Source organism: Pseudomonas putida (assembly GCF_001976065.1).
Taxonomy (GTDB): domain Bacteria; phylum Pseudomonadota; class Gammaproteobacteria; order Pseudomonadales; family Pseudomonadaceae; genus Aquipseudomonas; species Aquipseudomonas serbica.
On sequence record NZ_MNAH01000001.1, the window covers coordinates 1,393,320 to 1,413,762 of the forward strand.

Below are 20,443 nucleotides of genomic sequence, written 5' to 3' on the forward strand. Positions count from 1 at the left end.
GCATGTCAGGACAACAGATAGCCGATCGCACATTGCTGGAGCTGGGCAGGCTTCTCGCTGCCGAGGACTACCGTTTCATCACCCCGACGCCCTTGACCCACGAACGGGTGTGCCAGCGCTTTGTGCCGCTCTTGGCCAAGGACCTGCGTGATGTGTTCGGCTGGTCGATGCCTTTCGAGCACGGGCTGTTTTCACCGCAGCAACTGGCTGAATTGGAACAGGCGGGCATCGTCGAAAAGGAGGGATCGCTTTGGCGCGCTACGGTGCGCTGGTCAAGCCTTGGGCGCTTGCTGATTGCCCATTCGGCGTATCCGACCACGCAGAGCGACTCGGTGTTCTTCGGACCCGACAGCTATCGTTTTGCGCAATTGATCGAAGCCCATCTGCAGCAGCGCGCGGAACCCGTGCGGCGAGCGGTGGACATAGGCTGCGGGTCCGGCATTGGCGCTCTGGTTATCGCCCTTGCCCGGCCGGACGCCGAAGTGCTGGCGGTGGATATCAATCCACGGGCGCTGCGCCTGTCGGCGGTGAATGCCGAGCTGGCCCAGGCCAGTAATGTCAGCGCCTACCACAGCGATGTGCTGGGCAGTGTCGAAGGGCAGTTCGACCTGATCATCGCCAACCCGCCCTACATGAACGACAGCCAGCAACGCGCCTATCGCCATGGCGGTGGCACGCTGGGCGAAGCCTTGTCTGTGCGCATCGTCCGCGAATCGCTGCCGCGCCTGGAAAAGGCCGGCAGCCTGGTGTTGTACACCGGGGTGGCGATGGTCGCCGGGACGGACCCCTTCCTGGAGTCCGTACAGCCGCTGCTGAGCGACGACAAGTACGATTGGACCTATCGAGAGCTGGACCCCGACGTGTTCGGCGAGGAACTGCTCAAACCCGGTTATGAACGGGTGGAGCGCATCGCCGTGGTGGCGTTGACCGTGACCCGGCGGCATTGATGCAGCGCCGGATCAGTTGCCGTCCGCCACCTTGCGTTGTATCTCGTCAACTTTGCGCCGCAGGTCTTCGGCTTGCTCCTCGGTGGTTTCGGGGGGAGAAGGTTCAAGGCTTTCATCCTCCTCGGTCGGCGTGTCGGCAGGGGTGATGCGGTCATCGTTGTTCATGGCGCTGGCCTCCAGTGGGTATACATTGGATCGAAGCCCGGGCTACGAGTTCTAGATATTTCTCGGCTGACCTTTTGACCAATGTTCGCTCACCGCGCCATGGGAACCCTGCACCGGGTCCTGCTCGGGAAACGGCAGGGTGTCGATGCTTTGCTGTTGCGCAGCGCTCGGCGCTTCACGGCAAATGTCGGCGTGCTGGCCCGGCGGGTAGGCGCCGACCACCAGGAAGTCGTCGCTCGAATCCAGGTTGCAGTGACCGGTGCCGGCAGGCAACAGCAGCACATCCCCGGCACCGACTTCCAGCACCAGGCCATCGGGCCCGCCCAGCATCAGGCGTGCATGCCCGCTGGCCACCCCAAGCACTTCATGGCCTTCGGTGTGGTAGTGGTGATAGTCATATACCCCATAGCGCCATTGCGGCGGCCAGCCGTTGGCACTGAAGGTTTTTTCGAACAGCGCCGCTGGATCGTTGCCCTGGACAGCGATGGCTTTGGGATAGATCAGCACCGGCAGACGCGGGTTGTTCGGCACCCAGCCATTGCGTTCGAACATCAGTTTTTGCGCGGGAGCATGCGCTTGTGAGTTGCTCATTCGAGCTCTCCTCCATTGTGAAGGGTGTCTATAAAGCAGAGACATTGCCTTGGCCCGGGTGGTTCTAAAAACGGGCTCAGCGATACACGTACAGATGCAATGAACTCCTGCAGGCTGCCTGCCTCTCAACTTCAAGTCATGAATTTCAAGAGCACTCAGAAGGGAGAATGGGCCATGAGCAATGCGGCAACCCTCGAAAGTCTGCTGCGGCCGTTTGCCTGCCGACCGGCGATAAGCACCGCGGACGCTGCGTTGCAACCGCTGATGCAGCAACTGATCAGGGCTGGATTTGCTGATCTGCCATTGCCCGGGCAGGGCCGTACGCTGGAACGCTGGCGCACGCTGGCCGCCGTCTCCGCCAGCGACCTGCGGCTGGCCAAGTTGTTCGAAGGCCATACCGACGCGCTGGCAATCATGGCCGAGCTCGAGCCCGACTCGCCTGCGGCCGCGGGCAGTTGGGGAACCTGGGCGGCCGAGCCTCCCTTTGCCCGGCTCGAGATTGTCGATCGCCATGCAGGCAATGTTTACCTGCAGGGTCGCAAGGCCTGGTGTTCCGGCGCCGCCATGCTCGATCAGGCGCTCGTGACGGCGTGGGATGAACAGCAGCGGCCGCAGTTGGTAGCGGTCACGTTGCGCCAGCCCACGATCAGGCTACTCGAGGATGGCTGGCAGGCGGTCGGCATGGGCAGTACGGCCAGCATCGACCTGCTGTTCGAAGGTGCCCTTGGCCGTTGTGTCGGGTTGCCCGGACAGTATGTCGACCGACCCGGCTTCTGGCAGGGTGGGGGTGGAATAGCCGCGTGCTGGTACGGCGCCGCCTGTGCGCTCGCCGGTTACCTTCGCCAGCACTGCACGCAGCCGTATCACGACGCCCATGCCGAGGCGCATCTGGGGGCTGTCGATGCGGCGTTGTGCATGGCCAGGGCGGCGCTGCGGGAAACGGCTCGCTGGATCGATGACAACCCCCAAAGCTCACCGCAACTTCCGGTCCGGCGCCTGCGCGCCCAGGTCGAAGTCGCGGTCGACAGCGTGCTGGCCCATGTCGGGCGCGGGTTGGGGGCCACGCCGTTCTGTCGTGACAGTCACTTCGCCAGGCTCGCCGCCGACCTGCCGGTATTCGTGCGCCAGAGCCATGCCGAAAAGGACCTGGCGCAGCTTGGACAGCAGGTCGCCGCGCAACCGCTTGAGGGCTGGGAGCTGTGAGCGCCGAGTCGGTATCTCAAGGGGAGAATCTCATCCAGGGTCCCGGCACATCGCTGGCCCAATGGCAGGCCAGTGACTGGCTGGCGCGGGTGCCCACCATCACCCACCGTGAACTCGTGCCTGCGGGCCAGCGCCTGGTGGTGGTCGCTCCGCACCCTGACGATGAAGTGCTCGGTTGCGCCGGCATCCTCGCCGGGATGCAGGGCAGGGAGGCCGACGTCCTGATGATCGCAGTCACCGATGGCGAAGCCAGCCATCCGCAGTCGCACCACTGGACCCCGACGCGTCTGCGCCGCGAGCGCCCGCTGGAAAGCACGCGCGCGCTCGCCCGCATGGGGCTCGATGTCACTGCCCTGGATTGGCAACGCCTGGGTCTGCCCGACAGCGGCGTAGCGGGCCAGGAGGGGTTATTGATCGAGCGGCTGGCGGCCTTGATTCGCCCGCAGGATCGGGTGATCACCACCTGGCGCCTAGACGGCCACTGCGATCACGAGGCGACTGGCCGGGCGACCGCCAGCGCGGTCGCCCGGCAAAGGGCCTGTCTGATCGAAGTGCCGGTCTGGGCGTGGCATTGGGCGCGACCGGACGATGCCCGAATCCCTTGGGCACGGGCGCACAAATACCTGCTGGATCCCCAGGTGTTGGCGCAAAAGCGCCAGGCCATTGCCGCCCATGTCTCGCAGGTCAGCCCACCGGCGGTGTTGAGTCGAGAAACCCTCGAACGCCTGATGCAACCTTTTGAACTGGTGTTTCTATGAGCCTGCCGCCCGACTACTTCGAACAAATGTTCAGGGCCAGCGATGACCCCTGGTCCTTTCGTACCCGCTGGTATGAAAAGCGCAAACGCGAACTGACGGTGGCCAGCTTGCCGCGCCAGCGTTATCAACGGGTGTTCGAGCCGGCCTGCGCCAACGGTGAACTCAGCGCGCAGCTGGCCGAGCGCAGTGACGCGTTGCTGTGCCAGGACATCAACGCGAAGGCGGTGGCACTGGCGCGCCAGCGCTTGAGTGGCCTGCAACATGTCCGCGTCGAGCAGGCCCGTATTCCCCGGGATTGGCCGGACGGCGAGTTTGACCTCATCGTGCTGAGCGAAGTGGGCTACTTCCTCGATGCAGGCGAATGGCATCAGGTCATCGAGCAGACCTTGCGCAGCCTGGGCCCGGCGGGCAGCGTGCTGGCCTGCCACTGGTTGCATCCGATCGAAGGCTGTTCCCAGGACGGTCCCGACGTCCATGCAGCGCTTGCGGAGCGTCTGAATCTGCATCGTCTGATGCGTCATGAAGAAGCGGATTTCCTCCTTGAATACTGGAGCCGTGACGCGACCTCGATCGACCTTGCCGAGACCTGCCAATAGTCAAAAGGCCAACGACTTCAGGTAGTCGCCAAAACCTTCCCGGCACCGGCAGTGCTGGCGGGCGCTGGTGGTGACCCGGTTCCTCGCCGTCCACATGATGCGCGCGCCGCTGCGCTCCAGATCGGCCACCAGCTGCACGTCCTCGTGGGCGGGCAGGGCTTGGAATCCGCCCGCCTTGCGGTAAGCCGCCGAAGAGACGCCGAGGTTGGCGCCATGGATATGCCGGTGACCATCAACGGTGTGGTAACTGGCGCGATAGCGCTCGCGCACCCGTTCCGGATGTTCGGACCAGTCGGCGACTTCGACCAGGCCGCAAACCGCATCCGCGTTGAAGCTGATCTGCTCTGCCAGCCAGGTATCGGGAACGACGCTGTCGGCGTCGGTGAAGGCCAGCCAGCGTGCATCCCTCGCCAGCAGGTGTTCGGCACCTTGGGCCCGGGTCTTGCCAACGTTGCGGTGGTTGCAGCTCAGCGTCCACACGTCATAGGCCTGGGCGATGTCGAGTGAAGCGTCCGTGCAGTCGTCCAGGACGATCAGGATCCTCACTTCCTCATCGTCCAGTTCTCGGTGGAAAGACGCTGCCAGCAGCGACTCGATGCATTCTTCAAGGCGCTGCTCCTCGTTATGCACCGGCACAATCACTCCTATCATCTGCAAATCCCCATGGCTGGCTTTTCGATGTCGACCGGGGTTGATGACCATTGGTTGCAACTGTTTTCACGCGAAGGCGATCACTTATGGCGCTCGACCATTGATCCGCTGTCGTGCATGAAAAAAGGAACCGCCGCAGCCGCTTTGTGCCCTTAGACATAAGCAGGGGAGAGGTAGATGGATGTGAATGTTCAGTCAATTTTCACAGGGTGCGCCGGATGGAGCCTGGGCCGGGAATATTCAGCCGCCTTCACGGCAGAGGGCACCCACTTGCAGCGTTATGCGGCGCGACTGAACTGCGTTGAGATCAACAGCTCGTTTTATCGCCCGCATCGCGTCCAAACCTACCAGCGCTGGGGCGCCTGCGTGCCGGCCGGCTTTCGCTTCAGCGTCAAGGTGCCCAAGCAGATCACACACGTGCAGCGTCTGCAGGACTGTGACCAGGCGCTCGAGGAATTTGTGCTGCAGTGTTCCGGGTTGGGCGATCGCCTGGGCTGCCTGCTTGTGCAATTGCCGCCGTCCCTGGAGTTTGCCCCGGCGGTGACCGAAGCGTTTTTCATCAGTCTCAGGCGGTGTTTTGCAGGGGATGTGGTGCTTGAACCCCGACACGAATCCTGGACGCAAGCCGAGGCCCTGTTGGTGCACTATCGCATTGCGCAGGCTGCGGTGGATCCTTCGCGCATCAGCACCGACTCGACGCCTCGGGGCTGGCCGGGGTTCCGATACTGGCGGCTGCACGGCTCGCCGCGCATCTATCACAGCCCCTATGACCTGCCGCGGCTGGAACGCCTGGCAGGCGAGATGCAGGCAGCCGCCGCCGACGGACTGGCTGCCTGGTGCATCTTCGACAACACCGCCAGCGGCGCGGCCCTGGGCAATGCCTTGACGCTGGCGCATAACCTGGCCGCTAAACGCCTTTGGTAGACGGCAACAGGATCGTGAGGATCCCCAGCAACGGCAGGAACGAGCACAGTGTGTACACGTACTCGATGCCGTGGATATCCGCCAGGTGCCCGAGCAGCGCGGCGCCGATGCCGCCGAAACCGAACATCAGGCCGAAGAACACCCCGGCGATCATGCCGACGTTGCCGGGCACCAGTTCCTGGGCAAAGACCACGATGGCCGAGAAGGCCGAGGCGAGGATGAAGCCGATGATCATGCTCAGTACGCCCGTCCAGAACAGGTCGACATAGGGCAGGGCGAGGGTGAAGGGCGCGGCACCGAGGATCGAGAACCAGATCACCTGCTTGCGCCCGATCCGGTCGCCGATCGGGCCGCCGAAGAAGGTGCCGGCCGCTACGGCGCCGAGGAACAGGAACAGGTACAGCTGCGAACTGGCCACCGACAGGTCGAACTTCTCGATCAGGTAGAAGGTGAAGTAGCTGGTGAAGCTGGCCATGTAGAAATACTTGGAGAACACCAGCAAGGCCAGGACCACCAGGGCGAAACTCACCCGCTGCCTGGACAGGCCATGGGTGGCCTGGGTGCCTTGCTTGAGCTTGAACAGGTTCAGGTGGTTGCGATACCAGCGGCTCAGGCCGTATTGCACGAGGATGGCGAAGACCGCGAACAGGCCGAACCAGGCGACGTTACCCTGGCCGTAGGGGATGACGATGGCCGCTGCCAGCAACGGGCCGAAGGCGCTGCCGGCGTTGCCCCCGACCTGGAAGGTCGACTGGGCCAGGCCATAGCGTCCACCCGAGGCCAGGCGTGCGACGCGGGACGTTTCCGGGTGGAAGGTCGAGGAGCCAATGCCCACCAGGGCTGAAGCCACCAGGATCGCCCCGAAGCTGCCGACCATGGCCAGCATCAGAATGCCGATCAGGGTGCAGACCATGCCGGCCGGCAGCAGCCACGGCTTGGGGTGGCGGTCGGTGTAGTAGCCGACCCAGGGTTGCAGCAGCGAAGCGGTCAGTTGAAAGGTCAGGGTGATCAGGCCGACCTGGGTGAAGGTCAGGCCATAGGTGGCCTTGAGCATCGGGTAGATTGACGGCAGCACGGCCTGGATCAGGTCGTTGATCAGGTGCGCCAGGGCACAGGCACCGATGACGCGCATCACCAACGGGCTGGCCTGGCTGGCCACCGAGGCGGTGGCCTTCTTGGAGGTAGTGGCGGAGGCGGTGGTACTGATGGACATGGGATCCTTCCAGAGAAAAAAGCACCGGCGGGCACTGGGTAAAAGCGCTGGCCATTTCAGGGTTCAGCGCTATCCTAGGGGGCGTCCGATTGCCTGTCTCGCGCAATTCGGGAATCGACTATCGCAAAAAGGGCATCATGATCAAGTCGCTGGATGAATTCCTCAGGGAGATCGACGGGCGCGCCTGCGCCGTGAGCAGCAGCGCCACCGACTACCCGGAAAACTGGGTGATCGAAGCGCACTCGCATCAAGCCCACCAACTGATCTACGCCATCGAAGGCGTGATGGTGGTGCACTCGGGATTGAGCCAGTGGACGGTGCCGCCCAGCCGTGGGATCTGGATGCCGAGCCGGCACATTCACTCGATCCGCTGCGTCGGGCCGTTGAAAATGCGCAGCCTGTTCGTACGTCCCGAGGCGGCTGCGGACATGCCAGCGGAACCCAGGGCGGTGAGTATTTCGGCGTTGCTCAGTGAGTTGATCAAGGTTTCGGTGCAGATCACTGCGCCCTACGAAGCGGATTCGCGCGAAGGCCGGGTGATGCGCCTGATCCTCGATGAACTGAGGATCTTGCCGACCCTGCCTCTGCACCTGCCTCAGCCTACGGACCCGCGGATCAAGGCGGTGTGTTCAGCGTTGCAGCGAGATCCCGGCGATGGCTCGACCCTGGCGCACTGGAGCGCACGCCTGGACCTCGACGAGAAAACCATCCAGCGCCTGTTCCGCAAGGAAACCGGGATGACCTTTGGCCAATGGCGTCAGCAGGCGCGTTTGCTGCTGGCCCTGGAGCGTATTGCCGTCGGCGAGAAGATCATCGACATTGCCGGGGAGCTGGGCTACGACAGCCCCAGTGCGTTCACCAGCATGTTCAAGAAACAGTTCGGCAAGACCCCCAGTCATTTCTTCAGGTAACTGCGCGCCTGCTCGCGAAGGCGACCTTACAGCCAACCCAACTCCCACGGCCGTACCCGATCCACTGTAGGAGCTGGCTTGCCAGCGAAGGCGGTGTGTCAGTCACCCGTGATGTTGGATGCGCCGGCCTCTTCGCTGGCAAGCCAGCTCCTACAGGTTCCACAGCGCACACGAAAGCTGCGTATGGCCACAAATCCCTTGTAGGAGCTGGCTTGCCAGCGAAGGCGGTGTGTCAGTCACCCGTGATGTTGGATGCGCCGACCTCTTCGCTGGCAAGCCAGCTCCTACAGGTTCCACAGCGCACACGAAAGCTGCGTATGGCCACAAATCCCTTGTAGGAGCTGGCTTGCCAGCGAAGGCGGTGTGTCAGTCACCCGTGATGTTGGATGCGCCGGCCTCTTCGCTGGCAAGCCAGCTCCTACAGGTTCTACAGCGCACACGAAAGCTGCGTATGGCCACAAATCACACTGTAGGAGCTGGCTTGCCAGCGATGGAGGTCAACGCTGACGCGTGAAGCCTGACACCCCGCGGTGCTCTCAGGTTTTGCGCGAGCAAGCTCGCTCCCACAGGGGGCCGCCGCCCGGCCGCCTGATCGTGAACGTAGGTATTAATCTTTTATGCCATGCCCGAAAACTCCTCCATCGCATCCAGCAACGCCTCCTGAAAATAAGCCATCGATGCCCGGTCACAGAGGATATAAAACCTCGGCTGTTGCGCAGACATGGCATTGATCACAATCACATTGATCCGCGCAGCCGATGTCTGCGCCACGGCCCCGGGGCCGAACACCTGGGTACTCAGATCCACGCCGCAGAGTTTGGCCATGACCTCGGACAAATGCTCGCCACTGAGCTGGAACCACGCATGGCTGTCCTGGCGCGGCAGCAGGTAGTTGGCTTGATGGTCCAACTCCCAGCGAGCCTCTTCGTCGGCGACGCGTTCGCCCTGGTCCTGGGTACTGCCCAGCAGCAGGTATTCGGTCTGGGACAGGCGCGCTACCCAGCTTCCGTCAACCTGGCTGACGGCGTGGTTGGGCGCGTCTGGCAGCACGAAGTGCCGACCCTGCAAATAGGCCGCGCTGCCGGCGCCGCGAAAGCCGACCCGGGGCAGGTCGGTCAGGTCAGTCAGCGCACAGCGGGGCAGGAGGGCGAGGGCCGGCTGACCGGCGCTGTGTTGGTGTGTCAGGCTGGTCATGGCTCAAAGCTCCTGGCGCAGGTTGGCGGGATCGAAAAAGGGTAACGAAACGACTTCGGCCTGGACCACGCGGCCACCTTCGACGCGGATCAGGATCCGTTGCCCGGCTGTGCTCTGGTCGATGCCGGCGTACGCCAGGCCGATGATCTTGCCCAGGCTCGCCGAGTACTCGCAGGACGTGACGTTGCCGCTGATGTCCGGGCCGTTCAGTACCAGATGACCTTCAAGCGGTTGCAGGCTGTCCCTGGGCAAGGTGAAGCCCACCAGTTTGCGGGTTTGTGGTTGGGCTTCGAGGATGTCCACCGAGCGGCGCCCGACGAAGAACGGCTTGTTGCGACTGACGGCCCAGCCCATGTCGATTTCCGCCGGGTGGGTCATGCCATCGGTGTCCTGGCTGATGATCACATGGCCTTTTTCCAGGCGCAGCAAACGCTGGGTCTCCACGCCGAAAGGGCGGATGTCATGGGCCTTGCCGGCGTTCATCAGCGCGTCCCACAGCGTGAGGCCATGGCGTGCCGGTACGTGGATTTCATAACCCAGTTCGCCGACGAACCCGACCCGCAACAGCCGCGCCTTGATGCCGGCCACGGTGCCCTGGCGCACGCCGAGGTAGGGGAACGCGGCAGCACTGAGGTCGAGGTCACTGCAAACCTTCTCCAGCACTTTGCGCGAGTCGGGGCCGGCGACGTTGACCGCGCAGATCGCAGCCGTGACGTTGGCGACGTCCACGTCCAGTCGCCATTGCGCGTTCCACTTGAGCATCTGCTGATAGATACGATCCACGCCGCTGGTGGTGGCGGTGACGTAGAAGTGATTTTCGGCGAACCGCGCGCAGACGCCGTCGTCGATCACCACCCCGTGTTCATTGGTCATCAGCGCATAACGGGATCGCCCGATCGGCTGCTTGAGGAAGGCAAAGGTGTACATCCGGTTGAGCAGTTCGGCGGCGTCCGGGCCGCGCACATCCAGCCCGCCCAGGGTCGAGACGTCGATGATGCCGACCTTGTTGCGCACATGCAGCGCTTCGGCCTGCATGCACGCCTCGCGGTCCCGGGCATGGCCGTAGTAGGCCGGGCGCTGCCAGATGCCCGCTGGCATCATCTTCGCGCCCGCTTGCAGGTGCCGGGCGTGCATGGGGGTTTGCCGATACGGGTCGAAGGCGCGACCGGCGACGTGGGCGAGTTTTTCCGCGACAAAGGGCGGGCGTGCGGTGGTCACCCCGGTTTCGCTGACGTTGCGCTGGGTGGCCCAGGCGACCAGGCGCGCGGTCGGCAGCGCCGAGTGACGGCCTTGCGAGGGGCCCATGCCCACAGTGGAATAACGCTTGACCAGTTGCACGTCGCGATAGCCGATGCGCGTGGCATTGACGATGTCCGCTACTTGCAGGTCCTCGTCGAAATCGACGAAGTCCTTGCCCTTGGGGTGGGGGAAGATCGGCCAATTGAAGTTGACCCGCAGCTCGCTGCCCAAGGGCGCCCGTTGCGCGCCGACCGCAAGCCCGAGCGCAGCGGCGGCGTCGGCCCCGGCATTGACGCCGTCGGCGATGACGTTGTCGAGACGGTGACGGCCATTGACCGAGCCTGCGACCGTGAGGTTCTGCGGCAGCCCGCTGAGGGTGAATTCAGCGCGTTGATCGTCGTAGGCCAGCTTGCCACCGGCCTGGCACAGCAGTTGATAGACCGGCATGTAGCCAGCGGACATGCACAGCAGGTCGCAGGCCAGGTGCTGCCCGCTCTCGGCGACCTGGCCCTGGGCGGTGATCTTGCGCACGTCGACGCCGTTGACGTGGCGCAGGCCTTTTTCGTGCAGGGCTTCGTACACGGTGCTGTTGCGCTGGCAGGGGATCTTGCGTTGCGCCAGCGCGGCGAGCAGGGCTTCATCGCCCGGGCCATGGCGCAGGTCCACCACCGCGGCGACTTCCACGCCCTGGTCAAACAGGTCCAGCGCGGCGAGATAACCGTCATCGTTACCAGTCAGCACCACCGCGCGCTTGCCCGGCTTGACCGCGTACAGCTTCATCAGGCGCTGTGCGGCGCTGGTCAGCATCACGCCGGGCAAGTCGTTGTTGCGAAACACCACCGGCTGGTCGAACGCACCGCTGCACACCAGGCACTGGCGGGCGCGCACCTTGTACATCCGTTTACCCTGGATCACCGGCAGGTAATTGTCGGTGAACCAGGCGTTGCAGGTCGCCTCGGTAAGGATGCGGATATTGGCGTGCTGCTGCACCGCCGCCAGCAGTTCGCGGCGCAAGGCGTCGGCGCGGGTACCGGCGATGTCGAAGCGCGCATAGGTCAGCGACCCGCCGAGAACCGGCTGTTGCTCGACGAGCAGCACCTTGGCCCCGGCGTTGGCCGCGGTCAGTGCCGCGTGCAGTCCGGCGGGACCGGCGCCGATCACGGCGAGGTCGGTGAACAGGTAGGCCTTGTCGTAGTATTCGGGCTGGAATTTCAGGTCCAGTACGCCCAGGCCGGCCTTCTTGCGAATGATCGGTTCCCAGACTTTCCACATGCCCTTGGGCTTGTAGAACGAGCGGTAGTAGAAGCCCACCGGCATGAATTTTGAGAACTTGCCCAGGTACGCATCGCGGTCGTTGTCCAGCGAGCCATTGACGTTCTGCGCCGTCACCTGCAAACCAGCCGCCAGCGCGTGGGCATCGGCCAGGACGTTGGGTTCCTGGGGCAGTTGCACCAGGCTGTTGGCGTCCTGCCCGGCCATGGTCAGCGGGCCACGCGGGCGATGGTATTTGAACGAGCGGGAAATCAGGAAGCGGCCGTTGGCGAGCAGGGCGCTGGCGATGCTGTCGCCTTGCAGGCCTTGGAACGGTTGGCCATCGAAGCTGAAATCAAGGGGCTGGTCACGGTCGATCAGCAGGCCCATCGGGGCGGGTAGGCGGTTCATCCGGCGATCTCCTGGGTGTCGACGCGAGCGGTGAAAAGTTCTTTGGGGTCGAAGGTGCGCAGGATTTCGTCGGTCACCGTGTGACGTTCCGCGAGAAACCAGTAGCTCGAAGGCGTGTGCATCCACCATTCGCGCACCACGCCGGCGAGGTTGTCGGTGTTGAACACGTAGTCAGCCCACTCGGCATCGCTGCACGTCACTGGATCGGGCATGGGCTTGAACTCACCGCCATAGGTGAACTCACTGATGTTGCGTGGCCCGTTAAGCGGGCAATGGATGATTTTCATGGTCCGCTCTCCCTCAGTGACTGGCCGCCGTGGCGCCCATTTCGTTGACTTGCCGGAAGGTCGAGAAGCGCTCCAGGCCGAACGGCTTGATCAGCTCCGGGACCTTGCCGCCGCTGGCCACCAGTTCGGCCATGGTCTTGCCGCAGATGGGCGTGGCCTTGAAGCCCCAGGTACCCCAACCGGCGTCCAGGTAATAATTTTTCACCGGCGACAGGCCCATGATCGGGCTGTAGTCGGGGGTCATGTCGGTGATCCCGGCCCACTGGCGCATCAGCTTGGCGTTGGCCAGGAACGGGAACATCTCGATGGCGTGGGCCAGCAGGCTTTCCTTCAAATCGAGCGTGGAACGGGTGTTGAACAGCGGGTACGGATCGGAGCCACCGCCGAACACCACCTCGCCGCGGCTGGTCTGTTGCACATAACAGTGCAGCGCCGATGAGCTCACCAGTGGATCGAGAAAGGGCTTGAACGGCTGGGTGACCATGGCTTGCAGCGGGAAGGTCTGGATCGGCGAGCGAATCCCGGCCTTGGCCATCAGCAGCGAGCTGTGCCCGGCAATCGCCTGCACCGCGCAGCCGCACTTGATCGTGCCGCGATTGGTCTTCACGGCGGTGATCGCACCGTTCTCGATGATCAGGTCCTGCACTTCGGTGAGCTGGTGGATTTCCACGCCGCGCTTGGCCGCCTGCTTGGCGTAGCCCCAGGCCACGGCATCGTGGCGTGCGGTGGCGCCGTCGATGTGCCAGAGGCCGGCGATCACCGGCAGGTGGCCGGGGTCGAGGTTGAGGCTGGGCACCAGTTCGCGGATCTGCTGGCGGTCGATCATTTCGGTGCGCCCGCCGAAGTGCTTGTTGACCTCGGCGCGCTGGCGGAACGAGCGCACGGTGGCATCGGTGTGGGCCAGGGTCAGTTGGCCGCGCTCGGAGTACATGATGTTGAAATCGAATTCGTTGGACAGGCCCTGGAACATCCGCACCGATTCGGCATAGAAACGCACGCCTTCGCTGGTCAGGTAATTGGAGCGGATCACCGCCGTGTTGCGCGCGGTGTTACCGCCGCCCAGATAGGATTTTTCCAGCACCGCGATGTTGCTGATGCCGTGGTACCTGGACAGGTAATACGCGGTGGCCAGGCCGTGGCCACCGGCACCGATGATCACCACGTCATAGCTTGATTTCAGCTCGCGCGGTGGCGGCAGGTCCACTTCGACCGGGTATTCGGAACTCAATCCGTACTTCAGGAGATTGAAGGGCATACGGCCTCCGATTGGCTATGGTGTTGCATAAGGGCCGCGGTCACGGTGTTTTTCATCAGGAAGGCAATGGTCATCGGCCCGACACCCCCGGGTACCGGGGTGATGGCCGCGACCTGGAGCAGGGCGCTGTCGAAGTCGACATCGCCGACCAGGCGGCTGCGACCGGCGTCGTCGATGCGATTGATGCCGACGTCGATCACCACCGCGCCAGGCTTGAGCCAACTGGCGTCGATCAGGCGCGGACGACCCACCGCGGCGATGACGATGTCGGCCTGGCGGCACAGGACTTGTGGGGCCGGGCTGCGCGAGTGCAGCACGGTCACCGAGCAGTCGGCCTTGAGCAACAGGGCGACCATGGGCTTGCCGACGATGTTCGAACGGCCGATCACCACCGCGTGCTTGCCGCGCAGATCGCCGCAGGTTTGCTCCAGCAGATACAGGCAACCGCTAGGCGTGCAAGGCGCGAGCACCGGGCGGCCCTGGCTGAGGCCTCCGACGTTTTCACTGTGGAAACCGTCGACGTCCTTGCCCGGATCGATGGCTTGCAGTGCCCGCAGTTCATCGACATGGGCAGGCAAGGGCAGTTGCAGGAGAATGCCGTGGATCGAGGGATCGGCATTCAGGCGGGCGATCAGCTCGAGCAGCTGTTCGGTGCGGGTGTCGCTGGGCAGGCGATGTTCCAGGGAGCGGATGCCGACCTCTTCGGCGCGCAGGATCTTGTTGCGCACATACACCTGGCTGGCCGGGTCGCTGCCGACCAGGATCACCGCCAGGGCCGGCTGGATGTCTCGCGCACGCAGGCGGTCGACGTCCTTGCGGACCTCGATCAACACCCGGGCGGCGGCGGCTTTGCCGTCAATCAGTCGGGGAGTGTTCACCGGAAGATCACCGTTCGGTCCTGGTTGAGGAAGACCCGGTGCTCCAGGTGGTACTTGACCGCCTTCGACAGGGCCACGGTCTCGGTGTCGCGGCCGGTGGCCACGAGGTCGTCCGGCAGGTAGACGTGATCGACCCGCTGCACTTCCTGCTCGATGATCGGACCCTCATCGAGATCGCTGGTGACGTAGTGGGCGGTGGCGCCGATCAGCTTCACGCCGCGCTGGTACGCCTGGTGATAGGGCTTGGCGCCCTTGAAACCGGGGAGGAAGGAATGGTGAATGTTGATCGCTCGCCCGGACAGTTGCTTGCACAGGTCGTCGGAGAGAATTTGCATGTAGCGCGCCAGCACCACCAGTTCGGTGCCGGTGTCGTCGACCACCTTCATTAGTTCGGCTTCCTGGCGGGCCTTGGTGTCCTTGGTCACCGGCAGGTAGATGAACCGGATGCCCTCGCGCTCGGCCATGGGCCGCAGGTCGAGGTGGTTGGAGACGATGGCGGTGATGGTCATGTCCATCTCGCCCTTGTGGTAGCGGTAGAGCAGGTCGGTCAGGCAATGGTCGAACTTGCTCACCATCAGCAGCACGCGCATGGGTTCGCGGGTGTCATGCAGTTCCCACTGCATGTCGAAGGCCTGGGCGACGTCGCTGAAACCGGCCTTGATCTGCTGGATATCCCCGGCGTGGCCATCGTTGAAACGGAACACCGCGCGCATGAAAAAGCGCCCGCTGAAATCGTCGTCGAATTGCGCCATCTCCCCGATGTAGCAACCGTTGTCCGCGAGATAAGTGGTGACGGCCGCGACAATGCCCGACACCGCGGGACAGGTGATCTTGATGATGAAATGGTTTTTCTCGTGTTGCATGACACGTCCTCGGGATGATGGCGGCAGCTCATCGCATAGCGAAAAAATGTCAGCGGACAGCGAGGCTCATTCCTTGAGCGCATTTTCTTGGTGGGAATAAAATATTCCTGTAGGTGGCTTTATAGGGGAAAGGGTGGGGGTGCGTCCAGAGGTTTTTGTGAAAGTTTTTTAACTGGTGGGAAATTTATTGGCTGAGCAACGTGTAGTTGAAATGCCTGTAGGCACTAGTTTGAAGGAGCCGGCATGCTGGCAATGCCGGCCTGACAGCCAACCGGAATTTTGCGGCTGTACGCGATACCTGTGGGAGCGAGCCTGCTCGCGAAAAACCTGAGAGCGCCGCAGGGCGTCAGGCTCCCCGCGTCATCGTTGGCCTCCATCGCTGGCAAGCCAGCTCCTTCAGTGGATCGGGGGCGGCCGCGGGAGAGGGGTTATCTGTCAGGCCGCCAAGTCATCCCCAACGAAGATACCAACCTTGCACGCATGAAATTAAACCTGTATTTTTTCATGAAATTACAACTATAAAATTTCATGGAACCGGTAAATGTTTCAGCAATCCACCCAGCATGTCGCCAGCTACTACGCCCACACCTGCGCCGATCGCCTGGTCAACCGCGCGGCATTGGAGGGCGAGCAAAACACCGACGTGCTGATCGTCGGCGCCGGCTTCAGCGGCTTGCACACGGCGCTGCGCCTGGCCCTGGCCGGCAAGCGCGTGACCTTGCTGGAGGCCAGCCGGGTCGCCTGGGCCGCATCGGGACGCAATGGCGGCCAGGCCATTCTCGGTTGGTCCTGTGACATGCCGCCACTGGAAGCCGCCCTGGGTCATGAACGCGCACGGCGCCTGTGGGACGGCATGCGCTGGGCCGCAGGGGAATTGCGCGAATTGCCCGCACGCCATGGTTTCGATTGCGACTACCGCCCCGGCCACCTCTGGACCTCGGTGATGCCACGGCGGGTCAGCCTGTTGACCGAATGGCAACACGAGGCCAGCCACAAATGGGGGCATGACGGATTGCGTTTCATCGAGCGCGCCCAGTTGCCCGAGTGGGTGGCCAGCGAGCGCTATCAGGCCGGCCTGTTCGACCCCGAAGGCGGGCACTTGAACCCGCTGAAACTGGCCTTGGGGCTGGCCGCCGCGATTGAGCGGGCGGGTGGTGTGATTCATGAACAAAGCAAGGCGTTGAATTATCACGAGGACAAAAACGGCTTCGTGGTGACCACCAACCGCGGTCGCATCCGCGCCGATGTCCTGGTCCTGGCCTGCAATGCCTACCTGGACCGGCTCGACCCGCAGCTATCGAGTTGCGTACTGCCCGTTGGCACCTATCAAGTGGCCACGGCACCGATGTCCGAGGCCCAGGCCACCGCGCTGCTACCGAGCAATGTCTGTGTCACCGACAACCAGTTCGTGCTCGATTATTTTCGCCGCACGCCGGACAACCGGCTGCTGTTCGGCGGCGGCTGCACCTACCTGGGTGGCATGCCCAAGGACATCGCCGGCGCCACCCGGCCATGCCTGGAACGGGTGTTTCCACAATTGAAAGGGATTGAACTGGAGTTCGCCTGGGGCGGGCACATCGACCTGACGCTCAAGCGCACGCCCGACATCGGCCGACGCGGCGACCTCTACTGGTTGCAGGGCTACTCCGGGCACGGCGTGCTGCCAACCCTGGCCGGGGCACGGGCGGCGTCCGACGCCATTCTCGGCCAGCCGGATGAGTTGGCGTTGTATCAGGGTTTGAGCAACGCCAGCTTTCCCGGCGGGAAATACATGGCAGCGCCGCTGGAAGCCATCGGCAAAGCCTGGTACCGGCTGCGCGACAGCATTTGAATCGGCCATTTCTGGAAGCCATTAGATGGACATGCAAGAAGAGATTTCGGCGCTGGCGATCCTGATCCAGGACCTGCGCAAGCACAAGAAGTACACCTTGAAGGACCTGGCCGACAAGATCGGCCGCTCCGTGGGTTTTCTATCGCAAGTGGAGCGCGGCTTGTCCCGCCCGACGGTGGCGGACTTGACCGCCATCAGCGAGACCCTCGGCGTGCCGACCACCTATTTCTACAGCCTGCCCAAACCCATGGCGTTGCCCTGGGTCACCCGGCCGGACGAACGCCGCACCCTGTATTACGCCGACGGCATCACCGACATCCTGGTCTCGCCAAAAATGCGCGCGTCCTTTTCCATGCTCGAAAGCCAGCTGGAACCCGGTGCCAGCAGCGGCGACCGGCACATGAAGGACAGCTCGGAGCAGGGCGGTTACGTCCTGGAAGGCGAGCTGACCCTGTGGCTCGATGATGACGACCCGGTGACCCTGCGCGCCGGCGACAGCTTTCAACTGGCCAGTCATGCCCACTGCCGCTACGGCAACCTCTCGGCCCAACTGACCCGAGTGCTCTGGGTCTACACCTGATAAAAACAAGCAAGGAACAAAACGATGGATGCTGTGTGCTCTGATCTGCTGGCTGAAGTGCGTGGGTTTCGTCAGCGCTACCCCGAGGTGCGTTACGTCGACCTGATCTCCCTGGACATCCCCGGGCATTTCTACGGCAAGCGCTACCCGATCGAAATGCTCGAAAAAGTCGCCGCCGGCAGCGCCCTCAAGTTACCGCAAAACTGCGTGTTGCTCGGCACCCAGGGCGGGCTGTTCAAGATCGGCGACTACTGTTTCAACGACGGCGATCCGGATGCCCTGCGGCGCCTGGTGCCAGGCACGCTGAAGTTGGTGAGCTGGGAGAAGCAACCGCTGGGGCAGATGCTGATCACCTCCGACGGCACGGAAAAACCGATCGAATTTGAACCCCGTGAAGTCCTCGCCCAGGTGTTGGCGCGGCTGGGTCGCAAGGGGATTTTTCCGGTGGTGGCGTTCGAGCTGGAGTTCTATCTGTTCGATAGCCAGTTGCGCGATGGCTTGCCGCAGTTTGCCCGCGACCCGCTGACCGGTGATGCCGATGACCAGCCGAACATGCACATCGAACGACTGTCGCGCTTTGCCCCGGTGCTCGATGAAATGGTCGAGACCGCGCGTGCCCAAGGCATCGACGCCACGGTGATCACCGCCGAATTGGGCCCCGGTCAGTTCGAAATCAACTTCGGTCACCTGGACGACGGCCTGCGCGCCGCCGACTGGGCCGCTTTGTTCTGCCGCAGTACGCGAGGCGTGGCCCTCAAGCACGACTACCGCGCCAGTTTCATGGCCAAGCCTTACCTGCAGCACCCCGGCAGCGGCATGCATGTGCACGTGAGCCTGTACGACGAAGCGGGCAACAACCTGATGGCGGCGAACGGGCAACAAGCGTTGCGCCATGCGGTGGCCGGTTGCCTGGATGTGTTGCCGCACTGCATGCCGATCTTCGCGCCGAACCACAACGCGATGCGGCGCTTGAGCGCCACGGTGAACGTCGCTTCGCGCGCGAGTTGGGGCTTCGAGGATCGGGACGCGTGCCTGCGGGTGCCGGAGTCGGACGCCAGGAACCTGCGGGTCGAACATCGCCTGGCCGGCGCCGATGCCAACCCGTACCTGGTACTGGCCGCCATCCTGGTGGGGATGGAACAAGGCCTTGAACAGGGCCGCGAACCGATCGCCCCGCTCAACGAAGACCGCGACAGTGGCATCGACTTCCCGCTGGAGATGCTCGAGGCGGTGCAGTCCATGCAAAGCCATCAAAAACTGCGTGAAGGTTTGGGCGCGGAATTCGTCCATGTGTATTGCGAGAACAAGCGCCAGGACCACCTGGCATTCCTCAATGACATCAGTGCCCGTGAGTATCGCTGGTTCCTGTAGTTAAGGTGGTTTCGAGGTTAACCGTAAATAATATCAGGATATATAACGGCTTATAGATTTTAGTAACTAAACGGTTAACTAAAATATCTTGTTACAGGGCGAAACATTGCGTAGTATACGCCCCGCGTTCACCACCACGGTTTATGCATTTTTGAATCCCGGGCGTCCATCAGCTGCCCGGGATTTTTTTTGCCTGCAGTTTTTTCAGTGCCATCAGGACTTCGTCCCCAGCACGTCGCGGATGTTGTCCACCACGTTGCTGTCCTTGATCACATCGCTCAGCCATCCCTCCAGCGGCATGTTGCCCCATTTGATCGCGCGTTCGATCAGATAGGGGACAGGGCTCTGGGGCTCGGTCTGCTTGAAGTACTGCGCGATACCTGCCAGCAGGGTGAATGCCTCGTCGCGGGTTTGCGGTGTGGTGCGCAGCGGCGTGACGGGAATGTCTTGCTGGGTCTGGGTCATTGCTGCACCTTCAGGTTGTGCGCCAGCGCTATCGCCGACGACCGGTGTGGGCGCGACAGGGGCGGGGTGTAGGTCGATACCGCGATCCTTGAGCAGTTTCTCGGCCAGTTGGCCGGCGCGGGACAACACGTCATGCAGCCCGGCAAAACTCGGCGCATCCTGGCCGAACAGCCTGTCGGCGGTGCCCTGGAGTTGTTGGCAGGCATTGAGGCTGGCGGCGATTTCGAAGGCTTTCTGGCGCAGGTGGTCGGAGTCGGTCAACACCACCGAACGCTGGAACACCTCGGCGTTGATCTTGCCTTCGTCGAGGGCCGCGCGCATGGCCTGGGGGTTCTGCAACGCCAGGTTCTCCACGTGCCGGGATTCGTCATAGCGCAGCAGGCCGTACGCTTGGCCCTGGGTGATGGGCAGTGCGCCCACCACATCGGCCAGGGTTGTTTTCATCCACGCCAGGCGGGCAGCGCGTTCATCGGCCCCCTCTTCGAGGGAAGGGAAGAGGTCGGCCCAGAAAGTGTCCAGCAGGCGTTCGGCCAGGGTCAGGCCAAAGGTGATACCGGTGAAATGGTACTTGTGCGCCAGGGCTTCGCTGAGCCATGCGACGAGCATCAGGTCCTTGCTCTGTCGAGCCAGGCCTTGGGCAGCCAGGGTAAGGGTCAGGTCCCAGTCGGAAGACTTCAGGTCGGTTTGCCAGTCACCCTGGGTCAGATAATCGGGGTCTGCTCGCCGCGCTTCTTTCACCTGATCGAACAGGGTGGAAAAGCTCAGGTCTTCGCCGCTCCCCCCGTTGATGGGCGCTGTCAGTTCGGCCAGCGAAAGGTCGTTGAGAAATTCAGACATAGGCAACTCGGATCGGAATAAA

The 20,443-nt window shown here is 63.1% G+C and carries 20 protein-coding genes; 9 read left to right on the forward strand and 11 right to left on the reverse strand.

Annotated features, from left to right (window positions below; genetic code table 11):
* Positions 1-2 precede the first annotated feature (2 nt).
* Positions 3-947: a methyltransferase gene (locus BKX96_RS06375; protein WP_077183078.1), complete on the forward strand. Its 945-nt coding sequence runs from the start codon at positions 3-5 to the stop codon at positions 945-947.
* Positions 948-959: 12 nt separating this feature from the next.
* Here the strand turns inward: BKX96_RS06375 and BKX96_RS32805 are convergent, their stop codons facing one another.
* Positions 960-1,112 (reverse strand): hypothetical protein, encoded by a 153-nt coding sequence (locus BKX96_RS32805; RefSeq protein ID WP_166621360.1) that lies wholly within the window; start codon positions 1,110-1,112, stop codon positions 960-962.
* A gap of 51 nt (positions 1,113-1,163) precedes the next feature.
* Entirely contained in the window at positions 1,164-1,703 is a 540-nt protein-coding gene (locus BKX96_RS06380; protein WP_077183079.1) for a cupin, read from the reverse strand.
* 174 nt (positions 1,704-1,877) lie between these two features.
* Between BKX96_RS06380 and BKX96_RS06385 the strand changes: the two genes are divergently transcribed.
* Genes BKX96_RS06385 through BKX96_RS06395 form a run of 3 tightly spaced genes read left to right on the forward strand, consistent with a single transcriptional unit; the run spans position 1,878 to position 4,260 of the window.
* On the forward strand, positions 1,878-2,906 hold the full coding sequence (locus BKX96_RS06385) for an acyl-CoA dehydrogenase family protein (protein WP_077183080.1): 1,029 nt from the start codon (positions 1,878-1,880) through the stop codon (positions 2,904-2,906).
* Positions 2,903-3,664: a PIG-L deacetylase family protein gene (locus BKX96_RS06390; protein WP_077183081.1), complete on the forward strand. Its 762-nt coding sequence runs from the start codon at positions 2,903-2,905 to the stop codon at positions 3,662-3,664. The genes BKX96_RS06385 and BKX96_RS06390 overlap by 4 nt, the downstream gene beginning before the upstream one ends.
* Positions 3,661-4,260, forward strand: coding sequence for a class I SAM-dependent methyltransferase (locus BKX96_RS06395; protein ID WP_077183082.1), 600 nt, complete (start codon positions 3,661-3,663; stop codon positions 4,258-4,260). The genes BKX96_RS06390 and BKX96_RS06395 overlap by 4 nt, the downstream gene beginning before the upstream one ends.
* Here the strand turns inward: BKX96_RS06395 and BKX96_RS06400 are convergent, their stop codons facing one another.
* Complete coding sequence (locus tag BKX96_RS06400; protein ID WP_077183151.1) at positions 4,261-4,911, reverse strand: glycosyltransferase family 2 protein; 651 nt, start codon at positions 4,909-4,911, stop codon at positions 4,261-4,263.
* Positions 4,912-5,088: 177 nt separating this feature from the next.
* Here BKX96_RS06400 and BKX96_RS06405 point away from each other — a divergent pair, with 177 nt between their 5' ends.
* Positions 5,089-5,835 carry a DUF72 domain-containing protein gene (locus BKX96_RS06405; protein ID WP_077183083.1) on the forward strand — a complete coding sequence of 249 codons (747 nt, stop codon included), beginning with the start codon at positions 5,089-5,091 and terminating at the stop codon, positions 5,833-5,835.
* Here BKX96_RS06405 and BKX96_RS06410 read toward each other — a convergent pair.
* Positions 5,819-7,048: an MFS transporter gene (locus BKX96_RS06410; RefSeq protein WP_046820330.1), complete on the reverse strand. Its 1,230-nt coding sequence runs from the start codon at positions 7,046-7,048 to the stop codon at positions 5,819-5,821. The genes BKX96_RS06405 and BKX96_RS06410 overlap by 17 nt on opposite strands.
* An 89-nt stretch (positions 7,049-7,137) precedes the next feature.
* On the opposite strand from BKX96_RS06410, the gene BKX96_RS06415 reads away from it, so the two are divergent.
* A complete protein-coding gene (locus BKX96_RS06415) occupies positions 7,138-7,959 on the forward strand; it encodes an AraC family transcriptional regulator (RefSeq protein WP_077183084.1) in 822 nt (273 codons plus the stop codon).
* 615 nt (positions 7,960-8,574) lie between these two features.
* Here BKX96_RS06415 and BKX96_RS06420 read toward each other — a convergent pair.
* Genes BKX96_RS06420 through purU form a run of 6 tightly spaced genes read right to left on the reverse strand, consistent with a single transcriptional unit; the run spans position 8,575 to position 15,337 of the window.
* Positions 8,575-9,153, reverse strand: coding sequence for a sarcosine oxidase subunit gamma (locus BKX96_RS06420; protein WP_077183085.1), 579 nt, complete (start codon positions 9,151-9,153; stop codon positions 8,575-8,577).
* A 3-nt stretch (positions 9,154-9,156) separates the two neighbouring features.
* Positions 9,157-12,054, reverse strand: a complete 2,898-nt coding sequence (locus BKX96_RS06425) for a 2Fe-2S iron-sulfur cluster-binding protein (protein ID WP_077183086.1) — start codon at positions 12,052-12,054, stop codon at positions 9,157-9,159.
* Positions 12,051-12,341, reverse strand: a complete 291-nt coding sequence (locus tag BKX96_RS06430; RefSeq protein ID WP_077183087.1) for a sarcosine oxidase subunit delta — start codon at positions 12,339-12,341, stop codon at positions 12,051-12,053. The genes BKX96_RS06425 and BKX96_RS06430 overlap by 4 nt, the downstream gene beginning before the upstream one ends.
* A 13-nt stretch (positions 12,342-12,354) precedes the next feature.
* Complete coding sequence (locus tag BKX96_RS06435) at positions 12,355-13,596, reverse strand: FAD-dependent oxidoreductase (RefSeq protein ID WP_046820320.1); 1,242 nt, start codon at positions 13,594-13,596, stop codon at positions 12,355-12,357.
* Positions 13,578-14,474, reverse strand: coding sequence for a bifunctional methylenetetrahydrofolate dehydrogenase/methenyltetrahydrofolate cyclohydrolase FolD (gene folD / locus BKX96_RS06440; RefSeq protein WP_077183088.1), 897 nt, complete (start codon positions 14,472-14,474; stop codon positions 13,578-13,580). The genes BKX96_RS06435 and folD overlap by 19 nt, the downstream gene beginning before the upstream one ends.
* Positions 14,471-15,337, reverse strand: coding sequence for a formyltetrahydrofolate deformylase (gene purU / locus BKX96_RS06445; protein ID WP_046820318.1), 867 nt, complete (start codon positions 15,335-15,337; stop codon positions 14,471-14,473). Before purU ends, folD begins: the two co-directional genes overlap by 4 nt.
* Positions 15,338-15,878: 541 nt before the next feature.
* Here purU and BKX96_RS06450 point away from each other — a divergent pair.
* From BKX96_RS06450 to BKX96_RS06460, 3 genes are read left to right on the forward strand one after another with little or no spacing between them, the layout of a single operon-like run.
* Positions 15,879-17,168: an NAD(P)/FAD-dependent oxidoreductase gene (locus tag BKX96_RS06450; protein WP_077183089.1), complete on the forward strand. Its 1,290-nt coding sequence runs from the start codon at positions 15,879-15,881 to the stop codon at positions 17,166-17,168.
* Between the two features lie 25 nt (positions 17,169-17,193).
* Entirely contained in the window at positions 17,194-17,748 is a 555-nt protein-coding gene (locus BKX96_RS06455) for a helix-turn-helix domain-containing protein (RefSeq protein ID WP_046820316.1), read from the forward strand.
* A 24-nt stretch (positions 17,749-17,772) separates the two neighbouring features.
* A complete protein-coding gene (locus BKX96_RS06460; RefSeq protein WP_077183090.1) occupies positions 17,773-19,119 on the forward strand; it encodes a glutamine synthetase family protein in 1,347 nt (448 codons plus the stop codon).
* A 213-nt stretch (positions 19,120-19,332) separates the two neighbouring features.
* On the opposite strand, the gene tssA is transcribed toward BKX96_RS06460, so the two are convergent.
* Positions 19,333-20,421, reverse strand: coding sequence for a type VI secretion system protein TssA (gene tssA / locus BKX96_RS06465; protein ID WP_077183091.1), 1,089 nt, complete (start codon positions 20,419-20,421; stop codon positions 19,333-19,335).
* Positions 20,422-20,443 lie beyond the last annotated feature (22 nt).

Bases quoted from the DNA above. Each gene is read 5' to 3' on its own strand.
- BKX96_RS06375 (WP_077183078.1), top strand. From the start codon at position 3: ATGTCAGGACAACAGATAGCCGATCGCACATTGCTGGAGCTGGGCAGG.
- BKX96_RS32805 (WP_166621360.1), bottom strand. From the start codon at position 1,112: ATGAACAACGATGACCGCATCACCCCTGCCGACACGCCGACCGAGGAG.
- BKX96_RS06380 (WP_077183079.1), bottom strand. From the start codon at position 1,703: ATGAGCAACTCACAAGCGCATGCTCCCGCGCAAAAACTGATGTTCGAA.
- BKX96_RS06385 (WP_077183080.1), top strand. From the start codon at position 1,878: ATGAGCAATGCGGCAACCCTCGAAAGTCTGCTGCGGCCGTTTGCCTGC.
- BKX96_RS06395 (WP_077183082.1), top strand. From the start codon at position 3,661: ATGAGCCTGCCGCCCGACTACTTCGAACAAATGTTCAGGGCCAGCGAT.
- BKX96_RS06400 (WP_077183151.1), bottom strand. From the start codon at position 4,911: ATGATAGGAGTGATTGTGCCGGTGCATAACGAGGAGCAGCGCCTTGAA.
- BKX96_RS06405 (WP_077183083.1), top strand. From the start codon at position 5,089: ATGGATGTGAATGTTCAGTCAATTTTCACAGGGTGCGCCGGATGGAGC.
- BKX96_RS06410 (WP_046820330.1), bottom strand. From the start codon at position 7,048: ATGTCCATCAGTACCACCGCCTCCGCCACTACCTCCAAGAAGGCCACC.
- BKX96_RS06420 (WP_077183085.1), bottom strand. From the start codon at position 9,153: ATGACCAGCCTGACACACCAACACAGCGCCGGTCAGCCGGCCCTCGCC.
- BKX96_RS06425 (WP_077183086.1), bottom strand. From the start codon at position 12,054: ATGAACCGCCTACCCGCCCCGATGGGCCTGCTGATCGACCGTGACCAG.
- BKX96_RS06430 (WP_077183087.1), bottom strand. From the start codon at position 12,341: ATGAAAATCATCCATTGCCCGCTTAACGGGCCACGCAACATCAGTGAG.
- BKX96_RS06435 (WP_046820320.1), bottom strand. From the start codon at position 13,596: ATGCCCTTCAATCTCCTGAAGTACGGATTGAGTTCCGAATACCCGGTC.
- purU (WP_046820318.1), bottom strand. From the start codon at position 15,337: ATGCAACACGAGAAAAACCATTTCATCATCAAGATCACCTGTCCCGCG.
- BKX96_RS06450 (WP_077183089.1), top strand. From the start codon at position 15,879: ATGTTTCAGCAATCCACCCAGCATGTCGCCAGCTACTACGCCCACACC.
- BKX96_RS06455 (WP_046820316.1), top strand. From the start codon at position 17,194: ATGGACATGCAAGAAGAGATTTCGGCGCTGGCGATCCTGATCCAGGAC.
- BKX96_RS06460 (WP_077183090.1), top strand. From the start codon at position 17,773: ATGGATGCTGTGTGCTCTGATCTGCTGGCTGAAGTGCGTGGGTTTCGT.
- tssA (WP_077183091.1), bottom strand. From the start codon at position 20,421: ATGTCTGAATTTCTCAACGACCTTTCGCTGGCCGAACTGACAGCGCCC.